This is a genomic window from Embleya sp. NPDC055664 (genome assembly GCF_053618075.1).
The window spans coordinates 57,844-70,632 of sequence record NZ_JBSHGZ010000004.1 but is presented as its reverse complement, the minus strand read 5'-3'; the positions used below and the strand labels follow the sequence as shown (position 1 = coordinate 70,632).

The window sequence follows — 12,789 nt, the reverse complement described above, 5'->3', positions numbered from 1 at the left end:
CCGTGGGAGTCTGTGCACTGGGTCCTCCTCCGGAGATGGCGGCGGCGCGGCCGGGACGAGCGGCGCCGTGGTCCTGGCGGTGGTACGGGTGCTGCCGGTGGCGCTGGGTGTGCCTGGACGGGGGTGTGCCCGGGCGAGGGTGGGCCCGGGGCGGGTACGCCCGGGTGCCGACGGGTCGCGGCGGTGGACGGCGTCGGGTGGCGCGCGTACGGGGATGGGCGTACGAGGACGGGCGTGCGTGTACGAGGTGGGTGTACCGGGTGGGCCTATGGGGTGTGCGTGGTGCGTCAGGTCGTGGTGAAGACGACGTCGCGCGCGACGTCGAGCGCCGCGTGCACGGCGCCGGTGAGCACGGGGTTGGCGGGTACGTCGCCGAGCACGACGCGTGGGCGCGGGATCGCGAGGCGGTGCAACTCGTCCACCACACGTGAGCGCAACGCTTCGCCGCCGGCCATCGGGATGGCCCCCGACAACACGACGAGTCCCGGATCCAGGACCGAGACGATCACCGCGATCCCCACCGCCAGCCGGTTCGCCAGCTCGTCGAGGAAGGCGCCGCCGCGCGGTTCGGTCGCCCGCACCGCCCGGGCGACGGCCTGCGGCGCGGTACGACTGCCCACGCCGTAGGCGCGGGCCAGGGACAACACCGCGGGCGCGCCCGCGAGTTGCTGGAAGCCGCCGGTGTTGCGCCGGCTGACGTCGTGCGGCAGCGGCGCGCCGGGCATCGGCATGTAGCCGACCTCGCCCGCGCCGCCGGTCGAGCCGCGGTGCAGTCGGCCGCCGATCACGATCGCGCAGCCGATTCCCTCGTCGACCCACAGCAGCACGAAGTCCCCCGCGTCGCGGGCCGATCCGTCCCGCTGCTCGGCGAGCGCGGCGAGGTTGACGTCGTTCTCCACGTCCACCGTCAGGCCCAGCGCCTCGCGGATCTGGTCCAGCACCCCGGGGGAGTGCCAGCCCGCGAGGTGGCGGCCGTAGCGGAACTGCTCGGTGGTCGGGTCGAACGCGCCCGGGATGCCGATCACCATGTGCGCGAGATCGGCGAGGTCGAGCCCGGCCGGCTTGGCGGCGGCCCGGACCGCCTCCCGGATCCGGCCCGGCGTATCGGCCGACTCCCGGCGCGGGGTGGCCAGTTCGTGCTCGCCCACCACGCGTCCGGTCAGATCGGCGATGGCCACCCGGATCCGGGCGGGCGTGACGTCCAGGCCCGCGACGTGTCCCGCCGCCGGGTTGATCTCGTACAGCTGGGCGCCGGGCCCCCGGCCGCCCTCGGTGGTACCGACCCCGACGACCAGGCCCGCCGCCTCCAGGCGGGAGAGCAGCTGAGAGGCGGTCGGCTTCGACAAACCGGTCATCGAGCCGATCTGACCCCGGGACAGCCGCCCGTGCCGCAAGAGGAGTTCGAGCGCGGCCCGGTCGTTGATGGCCCGCAAAAGGCTCGGCCGCCCGGCCTGCTCCCGCCCGGACGCTGTCGCGCCGCGCTCGGTGCTCCCGGCCATGAGCGGTCTCCCTTTCGCCACTGTTAGGAAACCTTCCTAAGAGTTGTAGAGGAAATTAGGCCCGCTCTCTCGGCACTGTCAAGGGTGTCCGGCAAGGTCGTTCGCCTTGCCCGACAAGGGAGTCCGTCCGCCGGAGCCGGCGCGGGGCCCGACGTGCGGCTGCCCGGCGGGCCCATCTGCGGGCCTGCCGGGCAGCACGATCGAAGAAACAGGATTGTGGGTGGAGCTACGGACGACTGCTACCGGTGGGTACTACCGACCCGAAATACCCACCGGCGGCCTCGACTTCGCGCGGACTCCGCGCGAGCCGGCATCCTCAGCACGGTCCGAGGTCGAGCCACACCCCCCACTGTCCGGTGGTTCCGGGGGTCTCGCCCTGGGTCCACCACTTGGCGCGGTAGGTGTGCCCCTGGTACGAGACCGTGTTGCCGCCCACGTAGACGGTGTTCGCGTCCCACGGCGGCGCGGAGCAGTTGCCCGGACCGGTGCCGACCGTCAGCCGGTAGTCCACGCTGTGCGTGGTGCCGGTGCCGGTGGCGGTGACCGTCACCGTGTACGTCCCCGGCGTTGCCGTGGAACTCGCGGACAACTTCAGCGACGACGACGCGCCGGACTGGACGGTGCCGGGAGTGAACACCGCGGTCACGCCGGTGGGCAGGGTCCCGGTGGCCAGCGTGAGCTGCTGCGGGGTGCCGCTGATGGTCGCCGTGGTCAGCGACGTGGTGACATCCCCGCCGGGCGTCACGGTGCCCTGGGTCGGGTTGAGCGAGAGGGAGAAGTCGGGGTTGCCCGGACCGGAACCGACCGTCAGCTGGTACTGCGCGCTGTGCGTGGTGGCCGTACCGGTGGCGGTGACCGTGATCGGGAACGTCCCCTGGGCCGCACCCGCGCTCGCCGTGAACTTCAGCGACGAGCTGTTGCCCGACTGCACGGTACCCGGGGTGAACACGGCGGTCACGCCGCTGGGCAGGGTCCCGGTGGTCAGGGTGAGCTGCTGTGCGTTGCCGCCCGTGGTCGCGGTGGCGACGGAGGTGGTGACGTCACCGCCGGGCTGCACGCTGCCCGAGGTCGGGTTGAGCGAGAGGGAGAAGTCGTCCGGGTTGCCGACACAGGTCGGGTCGCCGGTCTGGGCGGGCAGGCTGACGGCGTCCCACGCGGCCTTGGTCTTGTTGAACAGCGCGCAGGTCGGGTCGAGGCTCTTCGCCGCGGTCAGCGTCGTGGTGCGGTACTTCTTGTAGGTCATGCCGCTGGTCTTGAGCAGCATGCCGCCATAGAAGACCTTGCCCGCGTTCTGGATGCCGACGCCGGCCAGCGTGGTGTTGTTGCAGGTCGGGCTGCCGGGCTTGCCGTTGCCTGCCGGGGCGGTGCCCTCGGCGAGCAGGTAGAACCAGTGGTTCAGCGGTCCGGCCGCCTTGTGCACCTCGGTGTTCGGGATCGAGGAGCTGTAGCAGTCGGGGTCGCCGTTGGTGGACGGCTTGTACATGTAGCGGATCGGGCCCTGGCCGACCAGGTTGACCGTCTCGCCCACCGTGTAGTCCGGCGAGTCGAAGGAGGTGGGCTCGTTGGTGTACGCCTCGGTCAGCGCGCCGAAGATGTCGCCGGTGCCCTCGCCGAGTCCGGCTTCGCGGCTGGTGCCGCCGGGGGTGAACTGGTCGATGCCGTGGCCGAATTCGTGACCGACGACGTCCATCGAGCCGATCCACTGGTTGGCCTGGTTGTGGCCGATGGAGACGGACGAGCCGTCCCAGAAGGCGTTGATGTCGCTGATGCCGACCTTGACCGGCCAGCTGCCGCCGGTGCCGTTGTGGCCATTGCGACCGAGCCAGTCGCGGAGCATGTTCCACTCGTTTTGCGCCGCCCACATGACGTCGACGCAGCCGGTCTCCTTGCTCGACGCCTGGCCGTTGCCCCACGAGTCGGTGGACTTCGTGAAGACCTGGCCGGTGGCGTTGTCGGCGCAGCTCAGACCGGGACGGGTGGAGTCGCGGAGGGAGTAGGAACCGGCCGAGCCGCTGGTCTGGATGGTCAGCGGATTGGGGCCGTTCCACTGGCTGTTGCCGGTGCCGGCCTTGACGTCGTCGACCTTGTCGAGGACCTGGCCGGTGCTCGCGTCGACGAACACGTGCAGTCGACTGGGGGCGGTGTCGGTACGGCCGGTGACCACCGTCTCCCACGCCAGGTTGCTGTTGCCGTCGAGGACGTGGACGACGAGGCGGTGCGATTCGACCTTGTCCACGACCGGAAGCTGGGCCTTGGAGGTGGCCTCGGCGGTGCCGGCGGCCACGGTTGCCCGGGTCGGGACGGATATCTGCGCGCTGGTCGCGGCCTGGGTCCCGCGGACCCGGCCCTGACCGTCGGCCATGACCACCGCGTCGCCGCCGACGACCGGCAGGCCGCGGTAGGTGCGCTGGTAGGCGACCGAGTACAGGTCGTTGATCCAGGGGGTGACGAGCTGACGTTCGAACTTCTCGTCCGGGCCCTTCGCGAGGGCGTCCAGACCGTTCGCGACTGCCCGGTCGGCGGCGGATACCGCCTTGTCCTGCGAGCTTGCGGGGGGAGGGGAGGACGGTTCGTTGGTACCGGCCGAGGACGGGCCGACCGCGCCGATCGCCAGGCCGGCGATCAGGGCGAGCACGGTCCCGGCCGTGGTCGTTCTGCGATTCATCGAGGCTCCTTGGGAGGGGACATGCCTCGACCACGTCGCCGACGTGCACCGCGGCGCTGGGGAGCGACACGGGCGACCGTGCAGGCCGGGTACGTGCCCGAGCGAGCGAAACACTCACACGGGTGTGGGGCGGCGGAGAAGCGCTCGGCGGCGATCGGCTAGTTCTGGCAAATGCTCGGGGCCGAACGGAATCCCGGACGACGGGGCCCGTTTGACGGGTCGGGGCGACGGGTCCGGATGAGGGATTCGGGCGATGCATCCGGATGACGGATCCGGGTGACGGGCGACGCCTTCCGGTCGCCTGCCGATGATTAGCGGTGAAATATCGGGCAACTCTCAAGATCCGGCAACCGGGTCGGATCCGGAACACCGTACGGACCGACCCGGACCGGACGGGCGCACCGGACCGGGGCGGGGCGTACCGAACCGTGCGGGGCGCACCGACCCGCACGGACGTACGGACCCAGGAGGCGACGTTGGCCGGCAGCACAGCGACGACCGGGCAGTCGAGCGGCGGTGGCGACGGGACCCCGGGCGGTGGTTCCGGCGGCGGCTATTCGGAGAACCTCGGCCACGTCATCTTCATCACGGCCGCCGCCGCCATGGGCGGATTCCTCTTCGGCTACGACAGTTCGGTGATCAACGGCGCGGTCGAGGGCATCCGGGGCAAGTTCTCGCCCGGTTCCAGCCTGCTCGCCCAGGTGGTCGCCGCCGCGCTGGTCGGGTGTGCGATCGGGGCCGCGATCGCGGGCCGGATCGCCGACCGGATCGGGCGCATCCGGGTGATGCAGATCGCCGCTGTGCTGTTCGCGGCCAGCGCGGTGGGATCCGCGCTGCCGTTCGCGCTGTGGGACCTGGCGCTGTGGCGGGTCCTGGGCGGCACGGCGATCGGGATGGCCTCGGTGATCGGTCCGGCGTACATCGCCGAGGTCGCGCCGCCGGCCTATCGCGGCCGGCTCGGCTCGTTCCAGCAGGCCGCCATCGTCACCGGCATCGCGGTCTCGCAGTTGGTCAACTGGGGCATCCTCAACCTGGCCGACGGCGACCAGCGCGGCAAGCTGATCTTCGGCCTCGAGGCGTGGCAGGTGATGCTCGGCGTGATGGTGCTGCCGGCCGTGCTGTACGGCCTGTTCACCTTCACCATCCCCGAGTCGCCGCGCTTCCTGCTTTCGGTCGGGCGGGAGGCGCAGGCGCGGAAGGTGCTCGCCGAGGTGGAGTCCGACGACGTCGACCTGGACGCGCGGGTGGCGGAGATCCGGGCGGCGATGCGGCGCGAGCACAAGTCCACGTTCAAGGACCTGTTGGGCGGTGGCGGGTTCGTGTTCCTGCCGATCGTGTGGATCGGCATCGGGCTGTCGGTGTTCCAGCAGCTCGTCGGGATCAACGTGATCTTCTACTACTCGGCGTCGTTGTGGCAGTCGGTGGGCATCGACCCGAACAGCTCGTTCCTGTACTCCTTCACCACCTCGATCATCAACATCATCGGCACGATCATCGCCATCTCGCTGGTCGACCGGGTGGGCCGCAAGCCGCTCGCGCTGGTCGGTTCGACGGGCATGGCGATCTCGCTCGGCCTGGTCGCGTGGGCCTTCTCGGCCCGCACCGGGAAGGGCAAAAACATCAAACTTCCGGACACCGAGGGCACCGTCGCGCTGATCGCGGCCCACTCGTTCGTGCTGTTCTTCGCGCTGTCGTGGGGCGTGGTGGTGTGGGTCTTCCTCGGCGAGATGTTCCCGAACCGGATCCGCGCGGCGGCGCTGGGGGTGGCGGCGTCGGCGCAGTGGATCGCGAACTGGGTGATCACGGTGTCGTTTCCGACGTTGTCGGACTGGAATCTGTCGGCCACGTATGTGATGTACGCGTGCTTTGCGGTGTTGTCGATTCCGTTCGTGGTGAAGTTCGTGCCGGAGACGAAGGGCAAGACGTTGGAGGAGATGGGGTGAGGGTGGGGCGGCCGGTCGGTCGGCCCGACCGGCCGGGGGTCGGTGGTTTCGTCGAGCTTGGGCCGGGGCTCGGCTGTGGGGCTGGGGCTGGGGCTGGGGCTGGGGCTGGGCTGTGGGGCTTGGGCTTGCGCTCGGGTTCAGCCGAGGTCTCGGTGGCGGAGGCCGGTCAGGCCCGTGATGGGCAGGATGGCGGCGAGGGTGAGCAGGTAGGCGTACGGCGTGGCGGTGACGTCGGCGCCGGGCAGCTTCGGCAGGTGGGCGAACGGTGATACGTCCAGGAGCGCCTGCGGCAGCTTCAGGGCCGGGCCGAGCCAGCCGAGCGCGATCACCAGGCCGACCAGGCCCCAGACCGCCGGGGTGAGGCGGGGCAGGGCGCCGACGATCAGGACGGCCAGGCCGGTCATCACCCACACGGCGGGCGTCTGGGCCAGGGTGGCGAGCAGGACGCGCGGGAGTTGGCCGGAAACATCCCCCACGGTGATCCCGTACGACAGGCCCATCGCGAGGCCGCCGGCGGCCAGGACGGCGGCCGTGCCGAGGTAGGCGACCACCAGGTGTCCGCCGGCCCAGCGCAGTCGGCCGACCGCGTTGGCGAGCAGCGGTTCGGCCCGGGCGGCGGTCTCCTCGTCGCGCAGGCGCAGGATCGCACCGGCCGCGAACACCACGCAGATCAGGCCGAGCAGGCCGATCAGGGTGGACAGGAACGCGTCGGTCAGGTCGATGTGGCCGCCCATGCGGCGGACCAGGTCACGGGTGCCGTCGTTGTCGCCGACGATGTCCTTGGCGCCGTCGGCGATGCCGCCGAACACCGCGCCGCCGAAGGCGAGGCCGATCGCCCAGGCCGCGAGGGTGCCGCGTTGGAGGCGCCAGGCCAGGCCGTATGCGCCGGCCAACGACGCGGGGGCGTGGGCCGGTCCGGGGCGTGGGCGGATGAAGCCGGCGCCGATGTCGCGCCGACCGGCGAGGGCGTACGCGAGCACGGCGCACCCGGTGGCGAGGGCGGCGGAGGGGAGCAGGGCCCACCACCGGTCGCCGGCGAAGGGGCGGACGTTTTCGGCCCAGCCGAGGGGGGTCACCCACACGAGTGGATGGCTGCCTTCGTCGGCCGCGGGTCGCGCCGCGTCGCCCGCCGCGCGCAGGACGAAGGCGACGCCCAGGACGGCGACGGCGATGCCGCGGGCGAGGCGGGTGTTCTCGGTCAGTTGCGCGGACACCGCCGCGATGCCGGCGAAGACCATGCCGGTCAGCGCCACGGCGGTGCCGAACGCGAGGGAGCCGGCGGTGGATTGGCCGGCGCCGCGCAGGACGGCGGTACACAGGAGCAGCAGCGCGAGGTTGGCCAGGGCGGCGCCGGCCAGGGCCGCGGTCAGGGGCGCCCGGCGGCCGACCATCGCGGCGGACAGCGCCTCCTGACGACCCGTCTCCTCTTCGTCGCGGGTGTGCCGGATCACCACGAGCAGGCTCATCAGGCCGGCGAGGAGGGCGACGGTGGCGCCGACGCGCCAGACGGTGAGGGCGCCGTAGGAGTCGGCGTAGACCGCGCCGTACAGGGCCCGGAACGAACCGTTGGCGTTCATGTCGTGCGCGACGTCGGCGCGTTCGGCGGCGGTGTCGTACAGCTTTTCGAGGGAGCGTTCGGTGCTGAAGAGGGTGCCGACCAGGGCCACCACCCAGACCGGGATCAACACGCGGTCGCGGCGCAGGGCGAGGCGGATGAGGGTGGGGGTGCCGGCGAGGTGGTGGGCCGACGCGGTGGGGGCGGGGGTGATGGCGGTGGCGGTCATCGGGACACCACCACGGGGTGGGTGTCCTCGGTGCGGTAGTGGCGCAGGAACAGCTCCTCCAGGGTGGGCGGGCTGCTGGTCAGGCCGCGTACGCCGATCTCGGCCAGCCGGCGCAGCACCGGGTTCAGGTGCTCGTTGTCCACCTGGAGCACGGTGTGGTCGCAGTCGCCGCGCAGGTCGTGCACACCCGGGAGGTCGGCCAGGCCGTCGGCCGGGCCGGTGAGTTGGACCCGTACCGTGGTCCGGCTCAGGTGGCGCAGGTCGGCCAGCGAACCGGACTCGACGGTGCGTCCGTTGCGGATGATGCTGACCCGATCGCACAGCGCCTCGACCTCGGCCAGGATGTGGCTGGACAGCAGCACGGTGCGGCCGCGGTCGCGTTCCTCGGCGACGCAGGCGCGGAAGACCTCCTCCATCAGCGGGTCCAGGCCGGAGGTGGGCTCGTCCAGGATCAGGACGTCCACGTCGGAGGCGAACGCGGCGACCAGGGCCACCTTTTGCCGGTTGCCCTTCGAGTAGGCGCGGCCCTTCTTGGTGGGGTCGAGTTCGAACCGGTCCAGCAGGTCGGCGCGCCGGGCCGGGTCCAGGCCGCCGCGCAGCCGGCCGTACAGGTCGATCACCTCGCCGCCGCTGAGGTTGCGCCAGAGGGTGACGTCGCCGGGTACGTAGGCGACCCGACGATGCAGGGCCACCGCGTCGCGCCACGGGTCGCCGCCGAGGAGGGTGACGTCGCCCCGGTCGGCGCGGATCAGGCCGAGGAGGACGCGGATGGTCGTGGACTTGCCGGCGCCGTTGGGGCCGAGGAAGCCGTGTACCTCGCCGGTCGCGACCTCGAGATCCAGGCCGTCGAGGGCGTGCGTGCGCCCGAAGGACTTGTGCAGACCGGAGACGCTGATCGCCGTGTTCATGTTTCAGAACATACGCGTCCTTCAGAAAGTTGTGAAGTTAAGAAAAGTCAAGAATCATGAAGACGAAGCGGCAGCGTGCTTCGTGGGTGCCCGGAGGGTGGTCGTAAGGTGAGCCGGATGCGAGAAGAAGAGTCGGTGGCGAAGCGGGACGAGGCGGCCGTCGCCCGCTACGTCGAGCGCTTCGCGGGCGAGCTGACGGATGCCGGCATGCAGCGGATGGGCGCGCGCGTGTTCGCCGCCCTCCTGGCGGCCGACTCGGCGAGCATGACCTCGGCCGAACTCGCCGAGTCGCTGCGGATCAGCCCGGCGGCGGTGTCCTCGGCGATCGGCTACCTCACCCAGGTACGCATGGTCCACCGCGAACGCGAGCCGGGTTCGCGCCGGGACCGCTACTGCCTGCACGACGAACTCTGGTACGAGACCTACGGAGAGCGCGACAAACTCCTGAGCCGCTTCGAGACAATCCTCCGAGACGGCGCCCAAACCCTGGGCCCGGACACCCCGGCAGGCGCCCGAGCCCTCGAATCCGCCGACTTCTTCGCCTTCCTCCAGGAAGAATTCGTCGGAGTCATGCAACGCTGGCGAGCCCGAACCACGGGGTAACACCGACGAGGCCGATACCCGGCCCGACGGGCGGTGCGGGTGGCTGGTAGGGGGTTGGTCCGGGTCGTGGGGTGGGGCTCCGGTCGGGTCCTCCGGGGCGCCTTCCCGAGTGGGTTGGCGGGCGGGTGTTTTCGGGGTGCGGTGGGCATGTGGGTGACGGAGGTTCACGAAACCGGATCTCGCGGGGTGTCGCACCCTTCGCGCGAGAGAAACCGCAGGACAGCGGAAAAGGGGGCGGTTTCGAGCACCTCGGGATCCGGTTTCGAACCCACCGGGCACTTTTGGTCTCCTCGACGGCCTCCGTGAGCTCGCACCACGCGAAGTCGACTCCCAACGGCATATTGAGGCGAAACAGCCGGGTGATGGGTGGATGCAAGACCGTGCTCGCAACTGAAGCGCGAAGCACGGGCGTTGCGGAGGATGATCCGGAAAACGCGACCTTTGGGCCGGACATGCGCGCCGGCTTGACGTGCTCCGGACGATCACCGACTGTGTGCCGTTTGGTAACTGTCCCAAGACCGTTGCCTCGACGCAGCGGTGTGGCCCCTTCGGTCGGCGGGTCTACCCGTTCGCGTCCGAGGGCGGGTCGGAGTATCGGGGAGTCGCATGACCCTGTCGTTCTCGCGGCGCCTGTGGGAGCACGCCCTCGCGACGCAGCCTCATTCGTCCCCGGGGCTTGTCCTCGTCGCGGGAGGTGTGGCCTTGACCTGTGTGGTGCATCGGTTGGCCTGGTCCACCGTGCGGTGTTACTCGGTGATGGCACACGAGGCGGGCCACGCCCTGGCCGCGCTCCTGTGCGGGCACCGTGTCGTCGCAGTCCGCTTGGAGGTCAACAACTCCGGTACCACCCGGCATCGAGGAAACGGCGGCCGTCTTCGTCGAGTTCTGATCTCGGCGGCGGGCTATCCGGCGCCTTCTTTGGTGGGAATCGGTGGCGCGGCGCTTCTCCGGGCGGGGTACGTTACGGCGACATTGTGGGGCGTGATCGCTCTGATGCTCTTGTTGTTGACGACGATTCGTAACGTGTTCGGCGTGGTGATCATTCTTCTCGCGTCCAGCGCGCTGGTGGCAGTGTCATGGCGTGGGCAGGCGGAAGTGCAGGCTTTCGCCGCGTACCTGGTCGTCTGGTTCCTGCTGATCGCCTCGGTACGGCACGTCGTAGAGTTGTTGCGACGGCATCTGAGAGGCAAATCCTCGTCCGACGCGGCTACGCTCGCGGCATCCACCTCGATACCGTGGCCGGTGTGGGTGGCAGCCTTCGGGCTGGTCTCGATCGCCATGGCCTGGCTGGGCGCCACCTGGCTGGTCGATGTCGGGGACATATTCGCAACCTCGACACAACCACCGTCCCTGTCCGAATGAGCGCCGATCCCACGAGCGCGACCACCTGGGTCCCGCGATCCAAACCGGCATCAACCACCGTGCCGCGGTTCGACTTGTCCCGCACGGGTTCGAAGGAACGGTGAAGCAGCCGCCTCTCGATCAGTGCCCTCGTCGAGGTGCCGTTACCGCAGTGGCTCTCGCTTACGTTGTCGCAAACACTCGACCCGAGCCCCCACCCTCCCCGCCGCTGTCGGACGGGTTTCCCGCCGAGCGATGCGCACGTCTCGGTGGTCGGTCGGTGCGATTCGCGAAGGTGCGCATCCGGCGGCTGCGGTGGCTGCTGATGATCCGTCCGGCCTCCGGCGCCGTCACCTCGGCGGACTCCTCGTCCGGCACCCGCTGGTGGCCACCCGTCCCAGCCGGTCCGGCGTTTGAGGACCCTCAGGGCGTGCCGGGCTCGATCGGCACGTTGGGGCACTGCGCGCCCAGCCGCCGGAGCGTGTCGAGCTCGGTCGGGTCGACCGCCAAGTCGTACTTGGTCTTCACGATCACCCAGTCCGTGAGGTACGTACAGCGCGCCCCCTCATACGGCGGCAGCCACGTGCTCGGGTCCTGATCGGCCTTGGAGCGGTTGTACTTCGCCGTCACGGCCACCAACGCCCGAGGCTGGTCGAGGTCGTTGGCATACGCCTCGCGCTGCTTCGAAGTCCACGCGGACGCGCCCGAGTCCCACGCCTCGGCCAACGGCACCATGTGGTCGATGTCCAGCCCGGCCGCGCCGTCGACGTAGGCATCTTCGTAGTAGGAATACCAACGGCCCCCGACAAGAGCGCACTTGGCGCCGATCTCGGGCGGAAGCACGGCCTCGTCGATCAGTACCTCCGCGCGCGTCGTGCAACCGTTCTTGTCCGCGTCGATCCAGTGCCGGAACGCGGCGCGGTCATAGCCGGAACGATCCTCCTCCGCGACCCGAAGATTGGCGATCGCGTCGTGCAGCGGAATGCGCGTGGCCGACGCCGTCGCCCCCGCGGCCGGCGCCGCCACAGCCGTGCTCGGCGTGAACAGCAGCGCGCCGATGCTCGTTGCCGCCACCACCAGGGAAGCCATCCGGCGCCCAGTGGTCATCGTCCTGGTCCTCGTCACCGTCATCTGAGTCATCGTCATCGTGTCGCCCCGGAGTCGTCGTGATCAGGTTCGCGGTCCTGTTGTAGCGACTGACGGGACGGGATCGGCGACGACGCGGATCGGGCCACTCGAAAGAGTGCAACCGGCAGGAGCGGATGGCCTGTTCGGTAGTGTCGCGCCGTCTCGTCGCCCGATGCGAACAAAGGATGAGCCGATGAACGACGGTGCCGGTTTCGCGGACACATCGCCGACCACCCTCGCCGACCTGCTCGGACGCGCGCAGGTGATGGACATCGGCATCCGGCCGCTGTGGGGCCCGATGCCGCGCGTCGCCGGCCCCGCGTTCACCGTGCGGTGTCCGCCGGGGGACAACCTCATGCTGCACGCGGCCATCCATCGCGCCGAGCCCGCCTCGATCGTCGTGGTCGAATCGGGCGATGTGGACTACGCCTTGGCCGGCGGCAACGTATGCGCCGTTGCGCGGCGGCGCGGGATCGCGGCATTCGTGGCCGACGGGGTGATCCGGGACCTGGCGGAGGTACGGGAGATGGGCTTCCCCGTCTTCGCCCGGGGCGTGATACCCATCCCGGGCACGAAGGCGGCCGTGACACCGCTCAACACCCGGGTGCGCTGCGGCGGCGTCGACGTCGACCCCGGCGACATCGTGGTCGCCGACGAGGAGGGCATCGTGGTCGTCCCGAGCGCACGCCGAGCGCAGGTACTCCACGACGCCCAACACAAATCGGCCAAGGAAGCCGCCGAAACCCCGACCGACTGGGAGACAGCCCACCGCGCTCGAATCGACGCCCTGCTCACGGCCAACCAGCCGACCGATTGACGGCTTGATGTTGGTTACCCCGGGTGACCTCGGCTCGGCCTTGGCGGCGGCGACAACCGAGCGGCCGCGGCTTTGACGCGCGCGACGAGGACAGCCCCGGT

Annotated in this window: 8 protein-coding genes and 2 pseudogenes; 4 read left to right on the top strand and 6 right to left on the bottom strand. The window is 70.5% G+C overall.

Annotated features, from left to right (window positions below; translation table 11 throughout):
• Positions 1–287: 287 nt before the first annotated feature.
• The 3 genes and pseudogenes from ACWGR4_RS08265 to ACWGR4_RS08255 all read right to left on the bottom strand — a co-directional run.
• Positions 288–1,499: an ROK family transcriptional regulator gene (locus tag ACWGR4_RS08265; RefSeq protein ID WP_379997916.1), complete on the bottom strand. Its 1,212-nt coding sequence runs from the start codon at positions 1,497–1,499 to the stop codon at positions 288–290.
• Between the two features lie 316 nt (positions 1,500–1,815).
• A pseudogene (locus ACWGR4_RS08260) lies at positions 1,816–1,944 on the bottom strand (carbohydrate-binding protein); the annotation flags it as partial.
• Positions 1,945–2,280: 336 nt separating this feature from the next.
• Positions 2,281–4,164, bottom strand: a pseudogene (locus tag ACWGR4_RS08255) (M4 family metallopeptidase); the annotation flags it as partial.
• 476 nt (positions 4,165–4,640) lie between these two features.
• Here ACWGR4_RS08255 and ACWGR4_RS08250 point away from each other — a divergent pair.
• Complete coding sequence (locus ACWGR4_RS08250; RefSeq protein ID WP_379997912.1) at positions 4,641–6,107, top strand: sugar porter family MFS transporter; 1,467 nt, start codon at positions 4,641–4,643, stop codon at positions 6,105–6,107.
• A 137-nt stretch (positions 6,108–6,244) separates the two neighbouring features.
• On the opposite strand, the gene ACWGR4_RS08245 is transcribed toward ACWGR4_RS08250, so the two are convergent.
• Together ACWGR4_RS08245 and ACWGR4_RS08240 are read right to left on the bottom strand one after the other, a co-directional pair.
• Positions 6,245–7,891 carry an ABC transporter permease gene (locus ACWGR4_RS08245; protein WP_452128900.1) on the bottom strand — a complete coding sequence of 549 codons (1,647 nt, stop codon included), beginning with the start codon at positions 7,889–7,891 and terminating at the stop codon, positions 6,245–6,247.
• A complete protein-coding gene (locus tag ACWGR4_RS08240) occupies positions 7,888–8,799 on the bottom strand; it encodes an ABC transporter ATP-binding protein (RefSeq protein WP_452128901.1) in 912 nt (303 codons plus the stop codon). The genes ACWGR4_RS08245 and ACWGR4_RS08240 overlap by 4 nt, the downstream gene beginning before the upstream one ends.
• 117 nt (positions 8,800–8,916) lie before the next feature.
• Between ACWGR4_RS08240 and ACWGR4_RS08235 the strand changes: the two genes are divergently transcribed.
• Together ACWGR4_RS08235 and ACWGR4_RS08230 are read left to right on the top strand one after the other, a co-directional pair.
• Positions 8,917–9,402 (top strand): GbsR/MarR family transcriptional regulator, encoded by a 486-nt coding sequence (locus tag ACWGR4_RS08235; protein ID WP_452128902.1) that lies wholly within the window; start codon positions 8,917–8,919, stop codon positions 9,400–9,402.
• 606 nt (positions 9,403–10,008) lie between these two features.
• Positions 10,009–10,764, top strand: coding sequence for a M50 family metallopeptidase (locus ACWGR4_RS08230; RefSeq protein ID WP_452128903.1), 756 nt, complete (start codon positions 10,009–10,011; stop codon positions 10,762–10,764).
• A 402-nt stretch (positions 10,765–11,166) separates the two neighbouring features.
• Here ACWGR4_RS08230 and ACWGR4_RS08225 read toward each other — a convergent pair whose 3' ends face one another.
• Positions 11,167–11,850 (bottom strand): HNH endonuclease family protein, encoded by a 684-nt coding sequence (locus ACWGR4_RS08225; RefSeq protein WP_452128904.1) that lies wholly within the window; start codon positions 11,848–11,850, stop codon positions 11,167–11,169.
• A gap of 214 nt (positions 11,851–12,064) precedes the next feature.
• On the opposite strand from ACWGR4_RS08225, the gene ACWGR4_RS08220 reads away from it, so the two are divergent.
• Positions 12,065–12,688 carry an RraA family protein gene (locus tag ACWGR4_RS08220; protein ID WP_452128905.1) on the top strand — a complete coding sequence of 208 codons (624 nt, stop codon included), beginning with the start codon at positions 12,065–12,067 and terminating at the stop codon, positions 12,686–12,688.
• The last annotated feature ends 101 nt before the right edge of the window (positions 12,689–12,789 follow it).